The sequence below is a fragment of the uncultured Maribacter sp. genome (assembly GCF_963975365.1).
Lineage (GTDB): Bacteria > Bacteroidota > Bacteroidia > Flavobacteriales > Flavobacteriaceae > Maribacter.
In genome coordinates, this window is the sequence record NZ_CAXBGF010000003.1 from 144,313 (window position 1) to 168,475 (window position 24,163).

Here is a 24,163-nt window from a genome sequence, read left to right on the forward strand (position 1 = left end):
CTAATTATGCTTAAACTTACTTTTTAATAGCTTCTAAGGCTTGTAAAATATCTTGCATTAAATCCTCTGGTTCTTCAATCCCTACAGAAAATCGAATCAACCCATCAGCTATCCCTTGTTCCGCACGTACCTCTGCACTCATTAATGCATGAGAAGTTTTAGTAGGCGATATTACCGTGCTCTCTACACCAGCTAAACTCATTGAAGGTTTTATCAATTTTAATGATTTTTGAAATAGCGAAGCATCTAAACTTGAATTTAATTCGAACGATAACATTCCACCATACCCTTTCATTTGTTTTTTTGCAATCTCATGGTCTTCATGCAAAGGCAAACCAGGATAATAGACCTTTTCTATGTCTTCATTTTCTTCAAGAAAATTAGCCATAGCTAAAGCATTTTCATTTTGAGCTCTTACACGTATACCCATAGTCTTTATACTTCTTTCTAATAGCCACACTGTATAATCACTTAGACTACCACCAAAGTTCTTTGCCAAATGAAAAATACGCTCCATATTAACAGCAGTAGAAGCAACAGCCCCTGCACAAATATCAGAATGACCACCCATGTATTTTGTAGCACTATGAATTACGATATCAATTCCAAAATCAATAGGATTTTGATTCACAGGACTAGCAAAGGTATTATCGATCATCGTTACTAATCCGTGCTTCTTAGCTATAGTTGCAACTGCTTTTAAATCTGTAATAGTCAACAACGGATTTGATGGTGTCTCTATATAAATAACTTTAGTGTTCTCTTTAATTTTATCCTCAAAAGCTTCAGCCTTCCAACCTTCTGTAAAAGAATATTCGATACCATATTTACCAAATTCTTCATTCACCAAGTTAAACGTACCACCATATAATGTCTGCTGCAATACAACATGATCCCCAGCCTTCAAAAATGCAAGTAATGCAGTACTGACCGCAGCCATGCCACTTCCGAAGATAAGAGCCGCTTCTGCATGCTCAAGTGCCGCAATTTTCTTGCAAAGTCCTTCTTGATTTGGTGTATTGAAATATCTAGGATAACGTTTTACGTCAACATCTTCATAAGCATAAGAAGTACTCATATAAAGTGGTGATATCGCCCCACGATGTTGTTTATCCTCTAATTCACCTACATGAGTACATATGGTGTTCAAACCTTTATTTTGTGCTTTCATTTCAAAAAATAATAAAAATTAAAGGTAAGAAAATAGTATGTAAAGAAGTTCATTTCAATATTTGTTAATAGATTTACTAGTATAGGTTTTGAGCACACTTTATTATACACAATCGTGCATTAATCACCTAACAAATATTTCTGAATATGAGAAAACTAGTTTATATCACAATACTAATTACAATTTTTACAGCCTGTAAGAATCAAAAACCTATTGCGAAAGGCTATCAAGGACAAGGAAAAAGTGCCGTAGTTTCAACATTATCTAAACCAGTACAAAAGCAATGGAAAGGAATTTGGTCATTCGAAAATGAAACCACTTTTTTTAGCAATGATTTTGAAAGTGGAAGATTAAACGGTATAACAGCAGACGGTAATGACCATTACACAGCTTTAATCACGGCCGAAAACACTCCTGTTAATGTTAGTCCATGGTATGCATTTAAAGTGTGGTCCAATACCCCAAAAACCATAATTATAAAAATGACCTATCAAGATTCTCGTAGCAGATACTATCCTAAAATCAGTACTGACGGAGAGAACTTCACTTCTCTAGACAGCGTAGATTTCACAGTGCTTAATAAAGGCACTGGAACTTTCGGTATTAATGCCGCACCAGAGTTCGTAGAAATAAAAGTTACTATTGGCGAAAAACCGACTTATATTACTGCTCAAGAACTTTATGGGTCAACAAGAGTTAAAAATTGGATTGATTCTTTATCTACCAAACCCCATATATCTACCTATGAGATAGGAAGAAGCAGAGAGAATAGGGCTCTGAATTTAATGGAGGTAAGCTCTGGAGCACACAAAAAAGCTGTAATAATAATTTCAAGGCAGCATCCACCTGAGGTGACAGGATTTCTGGCTATGAAGTCCTTCATTGAAACACTTAGCGGAGATTCCCCAAAAGCGCTGAAATTTAGAGATAGTTACGACTTATTCGTTGTGCCTTTAATGAATCCTGATGGGGTTGATAACGGCAACTGGCGCCATAATATGGACGGTATTGACTTGAATAGGGATTGGCAAGATTTCAATCAGCCAGAAACTAGTAGTGTGAGAGATTTTCTTGTAAAAAAAGAAGCTGAAGGATATGAATTTGTTTTCGGAGCAGATTTTCATTCTACTTGGGATGATATTTATTACCCAATAGATTCTACGATTATTGGCAAAAAAGGAGATATTGTTTTTAACTGGATTGAAAACATTGCCAAACGCCTGCCTCAAAAACACACAAATATTAAACCGTCAACAGAAATAAAACCTACCATGGTATCTCGTAATTACTTTTACGTTAACCATGGTATGCCAGCTATTGTTTTTGAATTAGGCGATAACACCCCAAGAAATTTTCTAAAACTGAAAGGTAAAGTAGCCGCCGAAGAATTAATGGATTTGTTGTTAGATTGAATTACTTACTAAAATTTACTTTATATCTCCAGTAACTAATTCCGCCTAATGCTAAAACACCCGCTACTAGGTAATATATGAACATAGGTGTAATTACTTGTGCACCACTGGCGTAGCTGTGCAAACCTGCTAGGTAAAAGTTAACACCGAAATAAGTCATCATAATACTACCAAAAGCTACGACACTCATAAAATTAAAGGTCCATTTTCCTCTTAAACCAGGTACTAATCGAGTATGTATAACAAAGGCATAAATCATAATAGAAATTAAGGCCCAAGTTTCTTTTGGATCCCAACCCCAATAGCGCCCCCAACTTTCATTGGCCCATTGACCTCCTAAAAAGTTACCAATGGTCAACATAACAAGTCCGGTGGTAATAGCCAATTCAGTAATTATGGTCAATTCTTTTATATTGATTGCCATACGTTCCTTATTCTTCTTTGTGGTCAAAATCATTAGAATTAACGAAACTAAGCCTAATATCATACCAACGGTCAAAGGGCCATAACTACCCACAATTACCGCTACGTGTATCATTAACCAATAGCTATCTAAAACAGGTTGTAAATTGGCAATCGATGGATCTATCCAACTCTGGTGTGCAATCCACAATAACATTGCTGTTACAAATGCAGATGCCGCAAAGGTCATATCACTTTTACGACCTAATGCCCAACCTATACCCATTGTAGACCATGCCACGTACAAGATACTTTCATAAGCATCACTCCAAGGTGCATGACCGGAAATATACCAACGTAGTGCCAAACCAGCCGTATGCCACAAAAAGAGTAACATGATAGTACCCTTAAAGAAATATATCGCCACATGCCAAATTGAACGATCTTTAAATATTTGAAAAATCAAAGTAAAGAACATTAATAAACCGACTAGTGCGTAATATTGATAGAGCCTATTGAAAATATTTAAGCGGTTATAAATAACTTCCGTTTCAATTTTATTTGTTGATGGTAAAACCTCGCTGCCATGATTCAACTGGTTTTGTTGAAACGCTGCCAATAATTTGTCGGCTTGTGCATAATCACCACTTTGTTGCGCTTTACCCAATGTCATTAAGTAATAAGGCATCGCATTTTTTACGAAATTGGCATAAAGAGAATCCCTTATCTCGTATTGCCCTCCCCTATATTCTATGGCTGAAATCCATTTGTTATTCTCATCATCCAATAATGGAAATATTTTAACAATATCTTGGCCCAATGCTTGGTTCAACAAACTCAATCGAATATTGGCATCTTTAAAATCTTGTTGAAATTTATTTGGATTGGTTGTCGATGTTGCTTCAACTAAGAACGGCTCCAACTTATACTGCCCTTTGTCATCAAAAAAATCGGTTGCTTTAACATATTTTTGTCCCGATGGAATTCCGATTATTTTCCTGATGCTATCATTTTGAGCTTTTTTATCTAAGGCGATAAACTCTGTATTATACCACACAGCAGGGTTCATCATCATTGATAGTAAAATCTGGTCAGAATTATATTCCAAATAGGTGTCCTTTAGACTTAATTTTCGAAGTAATTCTGATGAAAAAGTATTGATAGGCTTCATTCGCCCACCATCATCTTGTATAACTAATTTCCCAAATTTATCAGCATGTTCTTTATCAACCATACTTGATTTCAACAAAGAATCGATTTGCATTTTGGTTGGGGCCGACTGATGTCCATGCCCATCATCAACAGTATGTTGGTCTTGAGCATATGACGAAAAAGAAAACGCCATTAAAAGCGCGATGGCACCAAACATCTTTTTCTTTTTCACTTTAATTTTATCTAAAGAGTCAGTTAATTCCCTAAAACGCGTTTTACCAAAAAACATGATACCCATTAAACCTATATACAAGAGAAAATAACCGATGTACGTAATCCACGTACCAAAAAAATCATGATTTACCGATAACGTTGTTCCTTTTTCATCAGGATCAAAACCTGATTGAAAGAAACGATACCCTTCATGATCTAAAACATGATTCATGAAAATATCATAATCAAAAGGTCGCTCATCGGCAATGGTTACTCTACTCATAAAAGAAGCATAACCTTTTTCTGTGCCTGGATATTTTTCAGCAATAAAGTCATTCAATTTGATACCAAAAGGCAATTCGTAAATTTTAGAACCATAACGCACTGAAAAATCTAGCCCACCTACTTTTATTTTTTCACTAAAATCTGATGGTCCCTTACTTCCTAACACTTTAACTTGTTTGGTTTCTCCATTTGCAGAAATATCAAATATTATCGCATCTTGGTCAAACTTGGTTTTCTCAGCATCAGGAATTTCAACGATACCATACGAACCGCGAGTTAAAGAATCTGGCATTACAAATTGCATACCAGCAGTATTATAGAGCGAACGTAATTGTAAAGGCTGTAAACTATCTTTTACCAAAACACCTTGAAATTGGTCTGCCATTCTCATAAAATCACCCTCGAACGGAGCGAATATCTGATAAATAGAATCGGTTGTCTTTATATTGATGGCACCTTCTGTATTATTGTTCAAAGCAAACAGTACATTGTGTATACTAGCAACTTTACCATCCTCTAGATAATGCTCATGACGCTGACCGTCACCGGCCTCTACAATTTTCAGATAGTTATTGCCAGCTGGGTCAGGCAAAAGGCCCTCTTTAGCTCCAGAAATAAAATCAACATAAGAAACTTTAAAATCCTCTCCATTGAAGTCTTCTTGCCATGGTAGGTTAGATTTTATGGCTTCAGGGGTAACCATCAAATCATCTTCCAATACTTTTCTACGTGGTTCTCCATCGATATCACCATCAACATATACCGTTAAATAAGTTTTATCGGAATAAAATACCTTTTCCGTTTTTCCTTCACGAATCGGCATCATTCCTTCAAAACTTATATATCGGGTTACAAAAGCCCCAATAATAATTAATACCCAAGAAAGATGAAGAACAAGAACTGGCCATTTTTCTAATCGTAACAAACGATATCTAGAAATGTTTCCAAGAAAATTAATCACGAAGAATACCATGATAACTTCGAACCATAAGGCATTATAAATCCAAATACGTGCAGTTTCTGTGCTGTACCAACTCTCTATGAAAGTACCGAATGCCATAGCAGTTGCAAAAACAATAAACAGTATAGACATTAAACGAGTAGAAAAGAATATTTTTTTGAACATTTCCGTCATTGAAGCAAGGCGTTGATTTTCAAGATGCAAAAATAAGCTCTTTTCATCATTTACGTGTTCCTTTTTCTGCTTTAAAACAACTTAAAAACTGTTAATATTAATATAACACAACTTCAATAAACTTTGTATTTTTACCGCATGATATCGGTAGTTATAGTAGGAACAGGCAATGTCGCCCAAAATCTTTTTCAGGCGTTTTATAAAGTGCCCGATATAGAGATAAAACAGGTACTCGGCCGAAATGAAATTCACTTGGCTTTTGCCAAGGAAAAAGTATCCATTAACACCGATTTCAGTAGAATACCTACGGCAGACATATATATTTTAGCAGTGTCAGATGATTCTATTGGTGAAGTAGCCGAAAAATTTAAAGATTTGGATGGTCTTGTTGTTCATACTTCTGGCGCAACATCTATCGAGGTTTTACATAAATGTAATCGAGCAGGAATTTTTTATCCTTTACAGACATTCACAAAAGGTAAAATTATTTCATTCGAAACTATTCCTATATGTATTGAAACGAAGAATAAAAAGGACCTTGAACTTTTACAAAATTTAGGAAAGACACTTAGCGATACTGTTATTGAGATAAATTCAGAACAACGTAAAATTTTACATGTGTCAGCAGTATTTGTAAATAATTTCACCAACTACTTATATACTATTGGAGCAGATATTTGCAAAGAAAGCAATATCGATTTTAAACTATTACAACCCTTAATAAAGGAAACTGCCGCCAAACTAGATGATTTAACCCCTTACGAATCGCAAACTGGGCCTGCAAAACGTGGCGACCAAAAAACAGTACACAAACATTTACAATTAATTAAAAGCACTCACCAAAGGGAGCTTTATACCTTATTAAGTAACGCAATTAAAGAGAAACATGGAAAAGAGTTATAAGGAGTATTTAAAGGACATTACGACATTCGTTTTTGATGTAGACGGAGTATTTACAGATGGAAGTCTTTTAATTACAACCGATGGTGAAATGCTTCGTAAAATGAGTGTAAAGGATGGTTATGCATTAAAAGTTGCGCTTACTAAAGGGTATAATGTGTGTATTATTACTGGTGGCACAAATGAAGGTGTTCGCAGTAGATTAAAAGCACTTGGTGTTACAGATATTTATATGGGTGCCCACCACAAAATTGATGCTTTAGAAGAGTATATGGACATCTACCAAATTGAAGCAGAAAACATTTTATACATGGGTGATGACATACCTGATATTCCACCAATGAAAATAGTTGCCTTGGCTGCTTGTCCTCAAAATGCGGTTGCTGAAGTAAAAAGCATAAGTAATTATATATCACATATTAATGGCGGCCATGGTTGTGTTCGAGACGTAATTGAACAAGTTTTAAAAGTACGTGGTGACTGGATGAGTCATTTTAGCGCTGCAAACGATTAATTATGCTGAAAGAAAAACTTAAAAATTACCATATAATTTTAGCTTCCGGGTCCCCTAGAAGACAACAGTTTTTCAAGGAAATGGAACTGGATTTTGAAGAACGGTTAAAATCTGTTGAAGAAGTTTATCCTTCCGAATTAAAAGCAGCCGAGATATCGGATTATTTAGCTAAATTAAAGGCAAGTGCTTTTAAAAATGAGTTAGACACAAAAGACATATTAATTACCTCAGACACAGTGGTATGGCACAAAGATGAGTCGTTGGCCAAGGCAGCAAATGACTCTGAAGCTGAAAGTATGCTTAAAAAATTATCAGGAGATTGGCATCAGGTAATCACTTCGGTTTGTTTTACCACAATTGAACGGCAAATTGCACTCAACTCAGTAACTGAAGTTAAGTTCAAGAATTTAACGCATGAAGAAATTCGGTTTTATATTGAAAAGTACGCTCCTTTTGATAAAGCTGGTGCTTACGGAATTCAAGAATGGATTGGTCTAATTGGCATAGAAAAAATAAAAGGCTCGTATACTAATGTTGTTGGGCTACCGACCCAATTAGTTTATGAAACATTAACTAAGATGGTAGATTGAAATAATATTAATACTTTAAAACATTGTGATTATGAATAATCTAAAAATCAATTCAATACGTTACTTTTTTTTCGGATTAGTATTATTAATAACCTCATGCAAAGAAAAATCTGTAGAAAATAGCGATACATTGGCCATAGGTTCTATGCAAAAAGAAATCCAAAAGCCTAAAAAGAAACTTACCCAAGAATTTAAAGATTATTGGTTCAATGGCACAGCAGAAATCACATCTTACTCATTACAACAAGCTAGATATGGCGAAATAAGAAAAGGAAATGCTGTAATGATATTCGTTACCGAACCATTTTTACCTGGCCTACAGGTAAAAGCTGATACCAACGATAGCAATAATATTCCAGTACTTAAACTGAATGCTACAAAGAATTATATTACAGGAATTTACCCTTATTCTATTATGACAAGTAGTTTCTATCCTGTTTATGACAACCAACATGCACTGAAGCTTTCATTTTCTTCTCAAGAATGGTGTGGTCATGTTTATGCCCAACTTAATAACAGGAATGATTTTGAAATTATGTCACACTCCTATTTTGGCTCTGAAGCAGACCAAGTTTATCATTTGGACAAAGCTAATCTTGAAAATGAAATATGGAATAAAATCAGAATAAATCCTACAGATTTACCTATTGGTGAATTAAATATGATCCCGTCGTTAGAATTTATAAGGTTAACCCATAAAGAACTAAAGACTTATAAAGCAATTACAGCCTTAACGGAAGCTGATGGAATAAAGACTTATGAAATCACCTATCCAGAGTTAGAGAGGGTATTAAAAATTAATTTCCGTAGTGAATTCCCTTACACAATTGAAGGTTGGTTGGACTCTTATAAAGATGGTTTTGGTGAAAAAGCTAAAGTATTGACCTCTACAGCAACAATAATTAACAGGATTAAAACACCATATTGGAAGCAAAATTCGAATAAGGATTTATCTTTGCGTGACAGTTTAGGATTATAACCTTATGAAAAACTTTATTGCCAATCATCACAATGAGCTTATCTATAGCCTTATTGTTATTATCGTTATTCTTATATTAAAATTTCTTTTTTCCACTGCAGTAAGAAAGGTGAGTAAGATCAGTGAATTTAATCCTGTTCGCACCAATTTAATACTCAAGTTCATTAATATTGGGTTAACCATTATTGCTATTGTCGCACTCACTTTAGTGTGGAGTGTAAATTATAAGGATTTAGGAGTTATGTTATCCTCGATTTTTGCTGTCATAGGTGTTGCACTATTTGCTCAATGGTCAATACTTAGTAATATCACTGCAGGGGTTATCATCTTTTTCTCCTTTCCATTTAAAATAGGAAACACCATCCGTATTTTAGACAAAGAATTGACCGACACAAATTCGACAGAGATAGATTCTTTTGTAATTGAAGATATTAGGGCCTTTCATCTTCATTTAAGAAGAAGCAATGGAGAGATTCTTACCTATCCAAATAATTTGGTTCTTCAAAAAGGTGTTATTCTAATTTCAACCTATCAGCAAGGTGAATTTTTAAATACCGACGAAGATGAAGAACAAACAATGTAATTTTGTTAAAGAACTCGTAAAAAAGCCCTGTTAGATTCTTATCTTATTATATTTGGCTCTACTACAAAAACCATCCAAAAATGCGCCAATTATTAGGGTTAGCAACCTTTTGCCTAATTGTATTTCATACTCTTTCATCTCAGGCACCAAAAAACAGCTCACCATCAGATATCTACCATTCCATTGAAAAACTAAATTTTTTAGGCTCAGCATTATATATTGCTGCTCACCCTGATGATGAGAATACACGGTTAATCTCCTTTTTATCAAATAATAACAAGGCAAGAACAGGATATCTTTCGTTAACAAGAGGTGATGGCGGTCAAAATTTAATAGGTCCTGAATTAAGGGAACTTTTAGGTGTTTTACGTACGCAAGAATTACTTGCAGCTAGACGTGTAGATGGTGGGGAACAATTATTTACCCGTGCAAATGATTTTGGATATTCTAAACACCCCAATGAAACTCTTGAAATATGGAATAAAGAAGCTATTTTAGGAGATGTGGTAAAAGCAATTCGAAAATTCAAACCCGATGTTATCATTAATAGATTTGACCATAGATCACCTGGCAGTACTCATGGTCATCATACATCTTCCGCTATGCTAAGCTTTGAAGCATTTGACCTTGCAAATGATGCAAATGCATATCCTAATCAACTAAAGACTTTTAGCACCTGGCAACCAAAACGATTGTTTTTCAACACTTCGTGGTGGTTTTATGGTAGTGAAGAGAATTTTGAAAAGGCCGACAAATCTAAAATGTTAAATATGGACGTTGGTGTTTACTACCCTATGCTAGGCATGTCGAATAACGAAATAGCTTCAATAGCAAGTAGCCAACATCTATGTCAAGGTTTTGGCAGATTAAGTACAAGAGGCTCTGAAAATGAATATATAGAATTATTAAAAGGAGATTTACCAGAGGATAAAAACAATATTTTCGATGGAATAGACACTAGCTGGTCTAGAATTAAAGGCGGTAAAGCTATTGGCGAAATTCTATATGGAGTACAGAATAATTTCAATTTTAAAAATCCAACGTCTCATTTACCTGCCCTACTAAAAGCCTATCAATTACTTCAGAAAACTACTGATGGTCACTGGAAAGCAATTAAAACCGAAGAATTAACAAATATAATAACATCCATATCTGGATTGTACTTAGAAGCTACTACAGAAATACCATATGCAAACCCAGCTGAAACTGTTGATATAAAAATACAAGCTTTAAATCGAAGTACTATTAATGTAATAATAAAGTCTGTTTTCATTAATAAACAAGATATTGCCATTAATGAAATTGATTTAAAGAATAATGACTCTTTTGAAAAAAAAGCAATTCTAAATATACCTATAACAACTGATTTTACGAGCCCTTATTGGTTAATGGAAAAAGGGACACTAGGAACCTATACCGTAAACGATAGCGATTTAATAGGTAAACCAGAAACACCAAGTGCTTTCGCAACAACATTTAATATAGATTTTAATGGTATTATTATCCCTGTAACTAAAGAGGTAATATATAAATATGCCAAACCCGAAAAAGGAGAAATATATCAGCCTTTTGAAATAATACCCGAGGCTACAGCTAGTTTTGCTGATAAGGTTTTAATTTTTGCAGACGCTTCTTCAAAAAGAATTCCAGTTATCATTAAAGCACACCATGACAGTATCTCTGGTACTATTGAACTAAATTATGGGTCAGAATGGCAAATAGACAACAAATCTCAGCCTTTTTTCATTGCAAAAAAAGGAGATGAAAAAACAGTCTATTTCAATTTAAGTCCACCTTCTTTAGAGAATGAAAGCACTATCTCCCCTATCATAAAATTAAATGGCAACGAGATAACAAAAGAGCTAGTAACTATTGATTATGACCATGTACCTACCCAAACAGTGCTTTTACCTTCAGAAGCAAAAGTGGTTCGCTTAAACATACAGAAAGCAGGCGATAATATTGGTTATATTATGGGTGCTGGCGACGAAGTACCTACTAGTTTAGAACAAATTGGCTATAATGTTCAGATAATTGACCCTACTACAATTACTACAGAATCATTAGCAAAATATGATGCTGTAGTTTTAGGCATACGCGCCTATAACGTTGTTGAAGAATTAAAATTCAAACAACGTTTTATATTAGATTATGCCAAAAATGGTGGCACCGTTGTTGTCCAATACAATACCGCAAGTAGATGGGGTAGTCAATTTGAAAATATAGCTCCGTATGAACTAGAGATTTCTAGAGATCGGGTTACAAATGAACATTCTGCTGTCGAAATAATTGCAAAAGAAAATTCGTTAGTAAATTTCCCTAATAAAATAGAACAAGATGATTTTAAAGGATGGGTTCAAGAAAGAGGTTTATATTTTCCAAATAAATGGAGTTCAGAGTTCACTCCTATTTTGAGCATGCACGATAAAGATGAAGAAATAACAAAAGGCAGCTTATTAATTGCCCCTTACGGGAAGGGAAACTATATTTATACTGGACTTAGTTTTTTTAGGGAATTACCAGTTGGTGTGCCTGGAGCTTATAAATTATTCTCAAATATGCTTTCAGTAGGTAAGGATAAGGTGGAGATTAAAGAGAATATAAAGGGATGAAAACAGCAAAAGACGAAAATGCAACTTGGAAAAAAGAGTACACCATACTTCTGGTGCTCAATTTAATATATATCCTTATTTTCTATTATATCATGACTTCATTCAACTAATATGAAAGAATTAGATTGGATTATTTTGGCCAGCACCTTACTCTTTATAGTTATATATGGAGTTTGGAAAACTAAAGGAAGTAAAAACGTCGACGATTACGTACGTGGTGGCAACGACTCTAAATGGTGGACCATTGGTTTATCCGTAATGGCCACACAAGCAAGTGCAATTACTTTTTTATCGACACCAGGTCAAGCATTTCATGACGGAATGGGTTTTGTGCAATTTTATTTTGGCCTTCCTTTTGCCATGATTATTATATGTTTGGTTTTCATTCCGTTATACCATAAAATGAAGGTTTACACGGCATACGAATTTCTTGAAAATAGATTTGATCTAAAAACTAGGTCCTTAACTGCTGTTTTATTTTTAATTCAAAGAGGACTTGCCGCCGGTATCACCATTTTCGCACCTTCAATAATTCTCTCTGCAGTTTTGGGTTGGGATTTGCGTACCCTAAACATTATTATAGGATCCCTTGTAATCATATATACTGTTTCAGGAGGAACAAAAGCTGTTAGCGTTACGCAAAAGCAACAGATGTTCATCATTATGACTGGTATGTTCATCACCTTCTTTTTCATTTTAGGATATCTACCATCAGATATAACCTTTAGTAAAGCAATGAAAATTGCAGGTGCCAGTAATAAACTTGAAATATTAAATTTTGATCTGGATACTTCTAGCCGATATACATTCTGGAGTGGTATTACAGGAGGATTATTCTTATTTCTAGCCTACTTTGGAACAGACCAAAGTCAAGTTCAGCGTTATTTAGCGGGTAAATCAGTTAGAGAGAGTCAATTAGGACTTGTATTTAATGCTATTTTTAAAATACCTATGCAGTTTTTTATTCTGTTGGTAGGGGTTATGGTTTTTGTTTTCTATCAATATAATCCATCTCCATTGAACTTTAATCCATCTGCCACCCAAGCAGTCATGAATTCGCCATATGCCAATGACTATAAAATTTTACAGGAAGGTCAAATTGCATTAGAGGCTGAGAAAAGAATCGCACAGAACAAATTTTCATCGGCTCTGGAAATAAAAGAATATACTGCGGTTGAAGAAGCAAAGAATCAAATTATCCGAATCAATCAAAAAGACAGTACCAATCGTATTGCTGCAAAATCATTGATTAGTCAAGCAAATGATTTGGTAGAAACAAATGACAAGGATTATGTTTTTATCCATTTTATATTAAATAATTTACCAACTGGTTTGGTGGGGTTATTATTGGCTGTTATACTTTCTGCTGCGATGTCATCCACAGCGTCTGAACTAAATGCACTCGGTACAGTTACAGCTTTAGATTTATATAAGCGAAATATGACCCGTAATTTTAATGAGGCGCATTATGTTAAGGCATCGAAGTACTTTACGCTATTATGGGGCATAGTGGCAATTTCCATAGCTAGTGTTGCCAACCTTTTTGATAATTTGATTCAATTAGTTAATATTATAGGTAGTATCTTTTATGGTAATGTTTTAGGCATTTTTCTTATTGCTTTCTTTTTTAAATTTATTAAAGGTAACGCAGTATTTTTAGCTGCTATTGTTACACAAATTATAATTTGTATTATATACTATTATTTAATACACATATATCCTTCAGGTCAAGAAAAATTAGGCTATTTATGGCTAAACTTTTTTGGTGCTGCTATGGTAATACTTATTTCTTTTGTATTTGAAGCGTTTGATAGAATGTTAAAAAAACCACTTCCTTCAATTTAACAACAAATATATTTTACATAACTGTAAATGGTAGATAAAACTATTATATCTTATTTTAAAAGAAACTATAATGATAATCCACTTATTATTAAAGCTCCAGGGCGAATAAATCTAATAGGTGAACATACGGATTACAATGAAGGTTTAGTCCTACCTGCCTCAATAGAAAAAGGAATTTACTTTGCGGTTTCAGCCAATAATAACGAGATAATTCGAATTGAAGCATTTTTATCTCAGCCTGAAAAAATTGAATTTGCTCTTAATGGAACCCATAAAACATTCAAATCTTTTTGGGGAAATTATTTTAAGGCAATTATTGAAATACTTATTTCTGAAAATTACCCTTTAAAAGGTCTGGATTGTGTTTTTGGTGGTGATATTCCTATAGGCTCAGGACTTTCATCATCTGCAGCACTGTGTTGTGGTTTTATATATGGTATAACCAAAATTTCAGGAAAGGAGCTTTCAAGAGAAGAGATTGCGCTAATTGCTCAAAAAGCAGAACACAAAATCGGACTCAATTGTGGTTTAATGGATCAATATGCTGTTCTCTTCGGAAAAAAAGGAAATGCATTTTTCTTAGACTGTAAAGACCTAACACATAGTTATATACCAATAAACTTAAATGGCTACAGTTGGGTATTGGTCAATTCTAATATTAAACACAACCTAGCAGTCGATTCAGAATATAATAAAAGACGTATTTCTTGCGAGAACATTGTTAATGAAGTTAAACTCTCCAAATCTGATGTTAGTTCGCTACGTGATGTTACATTAGAAGACTTAAAAAATATTTCAGATACAATTAATCCTATTGATATTAAAAGGGCAAAATATATAATTGAAGAAAATGAGCGAGTTCGTCGAATGATGAAAGCATTAACAAAAGGAGATGCAGAAGAAGTAGGAAACATTTTAAAAGAAGGGCATTGGGCAATGTCTACCCAATATGAAATAACAACTTCAGAATTAGATGCTCTTGTGAAAATTGGTGAAAATTTAGAAGGTGTTCTTGGCTCAAGAATGATGGGTGGTGGATTTGGAGGATGCACCATTAACCTAATTCAGACTTCTAAATTAGAATCAAGTATAACTTCTATACTTGAAGCTTATAAAAATCAAACAACTATAGATGCCGAATATTACCATTTAGCCATTGATGATGGTGTAAAGGTGTACTCTTAATATATAATTGTCTTAAAATTAAAAAGTCCGTGTATAAATACACGGACTTTTTAGCTTTTTTAAGGATATCGATTACATAGATCCCCACTCTTTTAATGAATCATTGTTCATTTTAATATAATCTTCATTACCAGCTTCAGTAGCACCTGCCAATGATTTCTTTGCAGCTTCAATTGCTCCTTTTTTATCACCCGCTTTGGCTAAAATCAAAGACTGTTGTCTAAGCTGCCAAAATGCTGGTTTTTCGGTCATTGACATTGCTTTATTCATCCAATCTTTTGCCTTGTTGATATCTTTACCTTCGCTTGAGTAGTAAACTGCTGCTGCATAATAATCATCTGCGGTTGGTCCATTCAAAGCTTTTTCGATACTTTTCATAACAGTAGCATCAGTAGGAACAGTAAATGGAACAGCTACGTATGTATTCGCCCAAATAATTCCAATATTAGCTCCATTACTCATTACATCATCAATAGTAATAGTAAAAGTTTCAACTGGCATATCCAATTTATAAACAGGAACAGTTAATTGTGCAACTACCTTACTTTCTTCCCAATTACTTGGTGTACCACCACCTACGATATCGGTATAAAAGAAAATTTCCCAGGAAGAAGCACCTGGCTTTGTAAAAATAGAATAAGTACCTGCTTTGACCTCTTTACCGCCAATTGTTACATCGGTATCAAAAGTGATTTTAGTATAGGCATTAGCACCAGTACGCCATAATTTATCAAAAGGAACAAGGTTACCATATACTTCTCTTCCTCTCATATTAGGCCGAGAGTAATCTATCATAACTTCAGTTAAACCTACCGTTTGCATCAATTTAGCCGATGGACTTGCTGCAGGTGTATTTATTTGTGCTTCAACAGTTAAAGAAGCAACAATTGTTATTAAAAAAAGTACTACTTTGTTCATGATTTTTATTGATTAGTTTATAATAGCAAAACTAATTATAAACAAACTTGAGAAATGTTAATATATTCCTAAATACCCGAAGGTCTTACTATTGATATACCGCGAAAGGTTTCGCAATTATTCCATCTTCAAGATATAAAGTCAAGTAATAGATTGAAGATTCTAACGGTTGTTCTATAGTTCCTTTCTTTTCAATATTACCAGAATTTTGCCAAATCTGTCTACCCGAAACGTCATAAATTATTTGACCATATATCTCCTTATTGGTTGACAGAGAATAGTGATATTGGTTTGTAAAGTTATCTTTAAATATAACTAACTTATCATTTTCTTCTGGGTTTTCAGGTTCAGGATTATCAGGTTCCATTGGTGTCTCCGGGTTTTCGGGTTCCTCAGGTACTTCAGGGATTTCAAGAACATCTTCCGAAATCTCAAAAGAGAACAATCTAGATATCGATTCAATTGTAGGACTTTGTCTAGAATAATACTCGGAAGTAAAAAAGTAATTCGTTGAATTGACTTGAGTTATTCCTTCGGCTTGAACAAAATTTAAACCTAGATTTTGTGGCGTATACCCATCAAATGGAGATTCTATATTTAAATCTTCAACAACACCAATAAAAGGACTCAAAATAGATGAATACCCTACAATCACCAACCTATTGGTTACAACATCATAAGTTACATCTGTAATAAGACCAACATCTGCAATGGCTCCTACCCTAATTGCCTTATGTATTCCCAGCGTTATTGGTAGTGTATACGCAACAGAACCAAAAGATTTCCATTGTTTGGTTAAAACAACAAACTGATTGTTTACTATAAAAAAAGCTTCAGCATCCCAGTCACTATTACCCATATTGCTAAAATCTTCTTGGTCTTCATAAGAAAAGTTAATTGTAGTGGCTTCTACGGTATCAAAAGATATAAAATCTACCTTAGAAATTCGATGTATTGCTAGATCTACACGCATACCAAGATTATTGCCAAAATCACCTATATATATAAATTCTTCATCTTGCGTAATTGCTTCCCAATCTATATTAGCAATATTAGAAATAGTAATCCTCCTTTTAATAGATAAATTTAAGGTATCTAACTCATATAATATTGGTTCATTCCCAGAATCATTATGGGTAATTAGACTCTCATTAAAATAAATCAAACCTGAAGTTTCAAAGACATCATCAGGAAGCTGCCCACGGGTTTGTAGATTTTCTTGTGCCAAAAGACCAACTGTTAAAAAGAACAGTAAGGCAAAACTTAGCTTTCGAAGATGATTTTTCATAACAACCAATAAACTACAAAAAAGATAAATATGTTTATTTATGCGACCTAAATTTATTTTATTCGTTAAAGTCTATTTTTAGACCACCATGTAAAATTTAATTCAAACATTGTTTAACTATTATTAATTTTTATTAAACATTATTTGGTTCTATATTTGTTGAAATTTCAAATATGAAACTATATCAATTACATTCCAAGCAAGCCTTACCTATATCTAAGAAAGAAGCTTGGGGTTTTCTATCTAATCCGGCGAATTTAAAAGTAATAACGCCTGACCATATGGGATTTCATATTTTATCTGGTTCTGATAGACCCATGTTTCCGGGTCAAATTATACAATATAAAGTTTCACCTTTCCCTGGTTATACTACGAAATGGGTAACGGAAATTACGCATGTAAATGAAGGCAACTACTTTGTAGACGAACAACGTTTCGGCCCTTACGCTCTTTGGCATCATAAACACTTTATAAAAGAAATTGATGAAGGCGTAGAAATGGAAGACATAATCGATTATAAAATACCATTTGGCATTTTGGGACAATTAGCACATCCAATAATTGTGAGAAAACAGCTAATCGAAATTTTTAAACATCGGGAACAAAAATTAAATGAACTATTCGGAACACTATCAGGGGTTCCAACTGAACTAACACTAAAATCATTTTAAATGAAAAACGTACTTCTTATTGGCGGTTCACATGGCATTGGTCTTTCTATCGTAAAAGAGCTTCAAGAAACACATAAAATATATGTAGCCTCTCGTACAGATGAGGCATTGTCCCATCATAATATTGTACATATTGAATTTGATGCAACTAAAGACACATTAGATATAACAAAACTTCCAGAAAAGATAGATGGATTCGTTTATTGCCCTGGCAGCATTAATTTAAAACCATTTAAAATGATGGGGTTGACCACTTTTAAAGAAGATATGGAACTCAATTTTTTTTCATTGGTAAATGTGGTGAAAACTATAATATCTAAAATGGATGAAGGCTCTAGTATGGTATTCTTTAGTACAATTGCTGTAGGCACCGGCATGCCTTTTCATACAAGTGTAGCTGCCGCAAAAGGTGCCATTGAAGGTTTTGCAAAGTCTATGGCAGCTGAATATGCCCCAAAAATAAGAGTTAACGTGATTGCTCCTTCATTAGTCGATACTTCATTGGCCAAGAGACTATTAAACAACGATAAGAAAAGAGAAATGATGAGTGAACGTCATCCGCTAAAAAGGGTAGGTAATTCAGAAGATATAGCCAATAGTGCAGTATTTTTATTGAGTGATAAAAGTACATGGATTACCGGACAGATTATAGGTGTCGATGGAGGCCTTTCTACATTAAACATAAACTAAATGTCAAAAAAAGAGATATCGATTTTCTGGTTTAGAAGAGATCTAAGACTAGATGATAATGTAGGATTTTTAGAAGCATTAAAAAGTGACTTTCCAGTACTACCAATTTTTATTTTTGACAAAAAAATATTATCTAAATTACCAAAAGATGACGCTCGTGTAACTTTTCTATATAATACGTTACAGGTAATGCGCAAAACGCTTCAAGAGGAAAACGATAGTTCTTTAGCCATATACTACGGCAAACCATTTGATATTTTAAAGAATATTACCGAAGAATATTCGGTAAAAAATATTTTTACAAATAGAGATTACGAACCGTATGCAACAGAAAGAGATAGACAAATAGAATCATTTTCTTTAGAAAGGAATATTACATTTAAAGCGTTCAAAGACCAAGTAATTTTTGAAAAATCGGATATTGTTAAAGATGATGGTGACCCTTATGTTGTATACACTCCCTATAAAAATAAATGGAAAGAGAATTTTGATGCTGACACAGATTTAAATATTCATAATACAAGTCAATATTTATCGAGTTTAATTGAAAATACCCGACTTCCAAACTTGTCTTTAAGCGACATCGGTTTTACGAAATCTGATATTGACGTACCAGAATATGATGTAACACCAACCCTAATAGACAATTATGAAGATACACGTAATTATCCCGCTATAAAAAATGGAACTTCTCGTTTAGGTCCACATTTACGTTTCGGTACTGTTTCTGTTCGTAAAATAATAAAAAAGGCTATTGCAGAAGAAAACGAAGTATTCTGGAGCGAATTAATTTGGAGGGAATTCTTTATGTCAATTTTGTGGCATTTTCCCCATACGGTGAATCATGCTTTTAGAGCAAAATATGACCGTATTGATTGGAGAAATAATGAGGCAGAGTTTGAAAATTGGAAAAATGGGAAAACAGGCTATTTATTGGTAGATGCAGGGATGCGAGAATTGAATGCAACAGGATACATGCACAATAGAGTACGTATGATAACAGCAAGTTTTCTTTGCAAACATTTGTTAATTGACTGGCGATGGGGAGAAACTTATTTTGCCGAAAAGTTATTGGATTATGAAATGAGCTCAAATGTAGGAAATTGGCAATGGGCAGCCGGTAGTGGTGTAGACGCGGCTCCCTATTTTAGAATTTTCAACCCTATGACACAGGTCGATAAATTTGACAAGAATAAAGAATATATTAAAAAATGGATAACAGAATATAATACCGATGAATATCCAGAAAAAATGGTAGACCATAAAATAGCCAGGGAACGATGTTTAGAAACCTATAAACAGGCTTTAAGTTAATCTCTATTTTGCCATCTGTCTTTCCAGTTCTTGTTGGTTCACTACCCTTCTTTTAAGCATATTCACGTAACGCAAGCCCTCCTTATTACCATAATCGGTATATGCTTTCGATGCAAACTCAATCGCTTTATTAAGGTATCCATTAATTTCATTACTAATGGCCATATTGTAATAGGCTCTACCTGCTACTTTTAAATTAGAATTGTTCAATTCTGCATTCCATAAATCTGCAGCTCCGTCCCAATTTCCAGTTTGTGCACGTCTTTTTGCGATTTTAAAATTAGAGCTTCCTCTTACAAAGTAATCTCTTGCGATTCGAATACGCTCTGGCTTAGTATATGTTGCATAGTTTGTACCCAAATTGGTACTTACATCCAACACGGCCACTTTTCGACCCAATACGGCCTCAAAAGCTCTTATTGGGTTTATTCCCTCACCTAAAGAATAGACTTGATCATTTGAAATGTATTCATCAACTATAGTTTTATTTGCAGGATCATATACACGCCATCCATTTTTAATAAGCGTATTTAATTTGATTCTATGTCCAGGTACTTCGGCTACTATTCCTAAATTGTTAGGTACTCTTACCATGGTCATTTCATAATCTACTGCGGTATCTGTATCATAAAATTCAAGAGAAAATAAAACATCAACTCCATTTTCCTTACAAATTTGATCTACAATTTCCCATGAAAGCTCAGAAGGAAAAACACCTAATCCTTTTTCAAAATCTTTTTGACCTTCAATTATTTTAACAGTTTCAAAACGGTTATCTTGTTCTAACTCATAACTAAGTCCTAGAATTGTATTTTGTGCTCCTTCCTTATCAAGATTAAGTCCCTCCAAGGATAATACTTTATCTATTTTATCAACTATTTTATTTTTCTCAGATGCGGTACTCCTATTTATAATTCCAATACTGGCAACATCCGATGGTATTGAAATCTGAGCTGGTTGGGTTATACCCATCGTTAGCCTATTTGTTGAACTTCAGGCAACAATTGAAAATAATGCGAAAATTAATAGTAGTTTTAAAACTAGATTTTTCATAATTCAAAAAAAATAAAACAAAACGATTTGATTATAAACGAAAAATCAGACTAAAAATTATATAATTGGTAAGTTTTTATTCTACTCATATATAAATCAATCTTATTTAATACTACTATTTTTCAGTAGTTGAAAAATAGTGGTATTTGTACAAATCAGTAACTACAATTAAACAGTGTAATTTGGTATATTTACTATGATATATCAAAATCCTCTACTTCCTTATAGAATTGGAGAAAATTAATAACCAACATTACCTAAAATGAAAAAAACATTTCTAATAGCGCTCTGTTTGTGCATGAGTGCTTCAGTTTTTTCTCAGAGAATGAGCAAGGACAAAAATTTATTAATTTCTTCTATTGAAAAGCATAAAGAAGAACTTATTAAAATCAGTGATTCTATTTGGGCATTGGCCGAAACTGCTTTCGACGAAACTGAATCTTCTCGAATTTTAGCTGATTATGCTGAAAAAAATGGATTGACCGTTACAAGAGGCGTAGCAGATATTCCAACAGCTTTTACGGCAACTTATGGTTCTGGAAGTCCTGTGATTAGTATTCTTGGTGAGTTTGATGCCCTACCTGGTATTTCTCAAAAAACATCTCCGGTAAAAGAACCATTTAAAGAAGGTGCAGCTGGTCATGGTTGTGGCCATAACATGTTCGGTACTGCAAGTCTTGGTTCAGCAATTGCCATAAAGGAATTAATGGATGCTGGAAAGATTACCGGCACCGTAAAATTCTTAGGTACACCAGCGGAGGAAAAATATTTCGCAAAGGTTTGGATGGTAAAAGCAGGATTGTGGAATGATGTAGATGTAAATGTAAGCTGGCATCCATCCGCAGGTATTGAAGCAGATGTTCAAAGCGGATTATCTTTAATTGATTTTATCGTTGAATTTTATGGCCAGTCTGCACATGCCTCGATGGATCCATGGAATGGGCGTAGCGCTTCAGATGCCTTAGAGTTATACACGACAGGAATAAATTATTATAGAGAACATATTTTACCAACATCTCGCATTCATTACCATATACAAGATGGTGGTCAGGTGGTAAATGTGGTTCCAGATTACGCAAAACTATGGGTTCGTGTAAGAGATCCTAAAAGGTCTAAAATGTTACCCACTTATGAACGCGTAAAAGCAATGGCCGAAGGTGCTGCAATTATGGCTAATGTAGATTATAAAATATCATTAGTTTCAGGGATTTACGAAACTTTGGTTAACCGTTCTGGTGGAGAAATAATGCAGAACAACCTAGAATTATTAGGTCCTATTTCATATACCGAAGAAGAAACAGTATTTGGCAAAGCTATACAGAAAGCAACAGGTAAACCTGAAGTTGGTATGGATGGTACCATACATCCGCTAAAAGAAACAGAAGAAAATCCGGGTGGTGGTTCTACTGATGTTGGTGATGTAAGTTGGAATGTTCCAAATATTAATTTAGGAGTTTCTGTTGCCCCAACAGGCACACCATGGCATTCATGGGCCGTTGTGGCATGTGGCGGAATGTCTATAGGTCATAAAGGAATGATTCATGCATCAAAAGCTATGGCCATGTCCATGTTAGATCTTTTCCAAAATCCGAAATTAGTCACCAAAGTAAAAGAGGAATTCAAAACACGAAAAGGTGACGAAATTTATGAACCAATGATCGATGGTCCACCACCATTAAATAACAAATAATAAATTAAATAAAAAGAAGCTATCTTAATCGATAGCTTCTTTCATTTTTGAGTAACTTGAAAATTCAAATAATCATACTTTTTAAAATGAAAAAAATATTTCTATTACTTATTTTTATTTCAGTTTCATTCGCATCGGCACAGTCATTCAATTTTCAATATGACCATTACTCTGTAATTGTTAAAGATTTAGATAAGGTTGGTGCTTTTTATAAAAATGTATTGAATCTAAAAGAAATTCCACATCCATCTGCACCATCGGGGTTTAAATGGTTTGTAATTCAAGGAAATTCACAATTACATTTAATTGGCAAGGATAGCGTTGCCATGGAGCATAGCAAAAGTGTTCATCTATGTTTAGCAACTCAGAAATTAGATGAGCTGATCACTTATCTTGAAGAGAATAATGTAACGTATTGGGATTGGCCAGGAAAAGAGAATTCAGTAACCTTAAGAGCGGATGGTGTTCGCCAAATCTACCTTAAAGACCCAGAAAATAATTGGGTAGAAATTAATAATGCAGTACATTAATTTTTAGCACATTTTAAATTTCAGCGCAAAATGAATGATGAAATTAAAAAAATATTCAAGTTAGATTTCCCTTGGCAAACACGAGATCCATTCCTGTTTTGTGTATATCATTTAGACCATTACCCAAAAGGTAACGGAAAACTTGGACCTGATAGTTCTTTACAAAATAGAAATCTCGGAAATGACTTTACAATAAAAGATGGTTGGCGAATGTATCATGGAACAACAATTCCTGGTTTTCCTGCACACCCACATCGTGGTTTTGAAACCATTACAATTGCAAATAAAGGCTTTTGTGACCATTCTGACTCTCTCGGTGCCGCTGGTCGTTTTGGTGAAGGAGATGTACAATGGATGACTGCAGGTAAGGGTGTACAACACTCTGAAATGTTTCCATTACTGCATACCGAGAAAGAAAATACCTTAGAGCTTTTTCAGATTTGGTTAAACTTACCTCAAAAAAGTAAGTTTGTTGACCCACATTTTAAAATGCTTTGGCACGAAGATATTCCTGTATTAGAATTAGAAGAAAGTACGGTAAAAATTATCGCTGGTCATTTCAATAACAACAATGCTCCAAAACCAGCACCAGATTCTTGGGCGGCAGAAAATAAGAATCAAGTTGCCGTATGGCTTATTCATATATATGCGAATGGGTCAATTACAATTCCTAAAGCAGAGGAAGGCACGATTCGAACGATATACTTTTACGAAGGTAGTACCATCGAAATTTCAGGGGAAAGTATTGAGTTAAATTACGGAATAGAAGTAGAATCATCTAATGAAATAATGCTAAATGCTAGAGACAAAGACGCTAAGGTCTTAATTTTACAGGGCAAACCGATAAAAGAACCAGTTGCCAAATACGGCCCATTTGTTATGAATACCGATGAAGAGTTAGAAAATGCTATGAGTGATTTTCGACTAACCCAATTCGGGGGCTGGCCTTGGAGATATCCTGATAACGTTCATGAGATAAACCGTGGTAGATTTGCTAAATATCCTGACGGAACTATAGTAGAAAAGTAAAT

General features: G+C 34.2%; 20 protein-coding genes. 15 read left to right on the forward strand and 5 right to left on the reverse strand.

Annotated features, from left to right (window positions below):
• Positions 1-16: 16 nt before the first annotated feature.
• Positions 17-1,171 carry a PLP-dependent aspartate aminotransferase family protein gene (locus AACZ49_RS05375; RefSeq protein WP_339652436.1) on the reverse strand — a complete coding sequence of 385 codons (1,155 nt, stop codon included), beginning with the start codon at positions 1,169-1,171 and terminating at the stop codon, positions 17-19.
• A 146-nt stretch (positions 1,172-1,317) separates the two neighbouring features.
• Between AACZ49_RS05375 and AACZ49_RS05380 the strand changes: the two genes are divergently transcribed.
• Complete coding sequence (locus AACZ49_RS05380) at positions 1,318-2,583, forward strand: M14 family metallopeptidase (RefSeq protein ID WP_339652437.1); 1,266 nt, start codon at positions 1,318-1,320, stop codon at positions 2,581-2,583.
• Between the two features lies 1 nt (position 2,584).
• Here AACZ49_RS05380 and ccsA read toward each other — a convergent pair whose 3' ends face one another.
• The gene (ccsA, locus tag AACZ49_RS05385; RefSeq protein WP_339652720.1) at positions 2,585-5,770 is read right to left on the reverse strand and encodes a cytochrome c biogenesis protein CcsA; all 3,186 of its coding nucleotides are present in this window, start codon (positions 5,768-5,770) and stop codon (positions 2,585-2,587) included.
• 138 nt (positions 5,771-5,908) lie between these two features.
• On the opposite strand from ccsA, the gene AACZ49_RS05390 reads away from it, so the two are divergent.
• From AACZ49_RS05390 to galK, 8 genes are all read left to right on the forward strand, one after another.
• Positions 5,909-6,673: a DUF2520 domain-containing protein gene (locus AACZ49_RS05390; protein WP_339652438.1), complete on the forward strand. Its 765-nt coding sequence runs from the start codon at positions 5,909-5,911 to the stop codon at positions 6,671-6,673.
• Positions 6,657-7,184, forward strand: coding sequence for an HAD-IIIA family hydrolase (locus tag AACZ49_RS05395; RefSeq protein WP_339652440.1), 528 nt, complete (start codon positions 6,657-6,659; stop codon positions 7,182-7,184). Before AACZ49_RS05390 ends, AACZ49_RS05395 begins: the two co-directional genes overlap by 17 nt.
• 2 nt (positions 7,185-7,186) lie before the next feature.
• The gene (locus AACZ49_RS05400; protein WP_339652441.1) at positions 7,187-7,774 is read left to right on the forward strand and encodes a Maf family nucleotide pyrophosphatase; all 588 of its coding nucleotides are present in this window, start codon (positions 7,187-7,189) and stop codon (positions 7,772-7,774) included.
• Positions 7,775-7,805: 31 nt separating this feature from the next.
• Positions 7,806-8,753, forward strand: a complete 948-nt coding sequence (locus AACZ49_RS05405; protein ID WP_339652443.1) for a septum formation inhibitor Maf — start codon at positions 7,806-7,808, stop codon at positions 8,751-8,753.
• A gap of 4 nt (positions 8,754-8,757) precedes the next feature.
• Positions 8,758-9,336: a mechanosensitive ion channel domain-containing protein gene (locus AACZ49_RS05410; protein WP_339652444.1), complete on the forward strand. Its 579-nt coding sequence runs from the start codon at positions 8,758-8,760 to the stop codon at positions 9,334-9,336.
• A gap of 80 nt (positions 9,337-9,416) precedes the next feature.
• The gene (locus AACZ49_RS05415) at positions 9,417-11,948 is read left to right on the forward strand and encodes a PIG-L family deacetylase (RefSeq protein ID WP_339652445.1); all 2,532 of its coding nucleotides are present in this window, start codon (positions 9,417-9,419) and stop codon (positions 11,946-11,948) included.
• Positions 11,949-12,059: 111 nt separating this feature from the next.
• Positions 12,060-13,793 carry a sodium:solute symporter gene (locus AACZ49_RS05420; RefSeq protein WP_339652447.1) on the forward strand — a complete coding sequence of 578 codons (1,734 nt, stop codon included), beginning with the start codon at positions 12,060-12,062 and terminating at the stop codon, positions 13,791-13,793.
• Positions 13,794-13,820: 27 nt separating this feature from the next.
• Positions 13,821-14,978, forward strand: coding sequence for a galactokinase (galK, locus tag AACZ49_RS05425; RefSeq protein ID WP_339652450.1), 1,158 nt, complete (start codon positions 13,821-13,823; stop codon positions 14,976-14,978).
• A gap of 72 nt (positions 14,979-15,050) precedes the next feature.
• Here the strand turns inward: galK and AACZ49_RS05430 are convergent, their stop codons facing one another.
• A complete protein-coding gene (locus AACZ49_RS05430; protein WP_339652452.1) occupies positions 15,051-15,896 on the reverse strand; it encodes a DUF2911 domain-containing protein in 846 nt (281 codons plus the stop codon).
• Between the two features lie 88 nt (positions 15,897-15,984).
• On the reverse strand, positions 15,985-17,184 hold the full coding sequence (locus AACZ49_RS05435; RefSeq protein WP_339652454.1) for a T9SS C-terminal target domain-containing protein: 1,200 nt from the start codon (positions 17,182-17,184) through the stop codon (positions 15,985-15,987).
• Positions 17,185-17,357: 173 nt separating this feature from the next.
• Here AACZ49_RS05435 and AACZ49_RS05440 point away from each other — a divergent pair, with 173 nt between their 5' ends.
• From AACZ49_RS05440 to AACZ49_RS05450, 3 genes are read left to right on the forward strand one after another with little or no spacing between them, the layout of a single operon-like run.
• Positions 17,358-17,855 (forward strand): SRPBCC family protein, encoded by a 498-nt coding sequence (locus AACZ49_RS05440; protein ID WP_339652457.1) that lies wholly within the window; start codon positions 17,358-17,360, stop codon positions 17,853-17,855.
• On the forward strand, positions 17,856-18,545 hold the full coding sequence (locus AACZ49_RS05445; protein WP_339652460.1) for an SDR family oxidoreductase: 690 nt from the start codon (positions 17,856-17,858) through the stop codon (positions 18,543-18,545).
• On the forward strand, positions 18,546-19,859 hold the full coding sequence (locus tag AACZ49_RS05450; RefSeq protein WP_339652462.1) for a deoxyribodipyrimidine photo-lyase: 1,314 nt from the start codon (positions 18,546-18,548) through the stop codon (positions 19,857-19,859).
• Positions 19,860-19,862: 3 nt separating this feature from the next.
• On the opposite strand, the gene AACZ49_RS05455 is transcribed toward AACZ49_RS05450, so the two are convergent.
• The gene (locus tag AACZ49_RS05455) at positions 19,863-20,831 is read right to left on the reverse strand and encodes a DUF6340 family protein (RefSeq protein WP_339652465.1); all 969 of its coding nucleotides are present in this window, start codon (positions 20,829-20,831) and stop codon (positions 19,863-19,865) included.
• A 343-nt stretch (positions 20,832-21,174) separates the two neighbouring features.
• On the opposite strand from AACZ49_RS05455, the gene AACZ49_RS05460 reads away from it, so the two are divergent.
• The 3 genes from AACZ49_RS05460 (at position 21,175) to AACZ49_RS05470 (ending at position 24,161) form a co-directional block, all read left to right on the forward strand.
• Entirely contained in the window at positions 21,175-22,602 is a 1,428-nt protein-coding gene (locus tag AACZ49_RS05460; RefSeq protein ID WP_339652467.1) for an amidohydrolase, read from the forward strand.
• 86 nt (positions 22,603-22,688) lie between these two features.
• Positions 22,689-23,132, forward strand: coding sequence for a VOC family protein (locus AACZ49_RS05465; protein WP_339652468.1), 444 nt, complete (start codon positions 22,689-22,691; stop codon positions 23,130-23,132).
• A 30-nt stretch (positions 23,133-23,162) separates the two neighbouring features.
• Positions 23,163-24,161, forward strand: a complete 999-nt coding sequence (locus tag AACZ49_RS05470) for a pirin family protein (RefSeq protein ID WP_339652469.1) — start codon at positions 23,163-23,165, stop codon at positions 24,159-24,161.
• Positions 24,162-24,163: the final 2 nt, after the last annotated feature.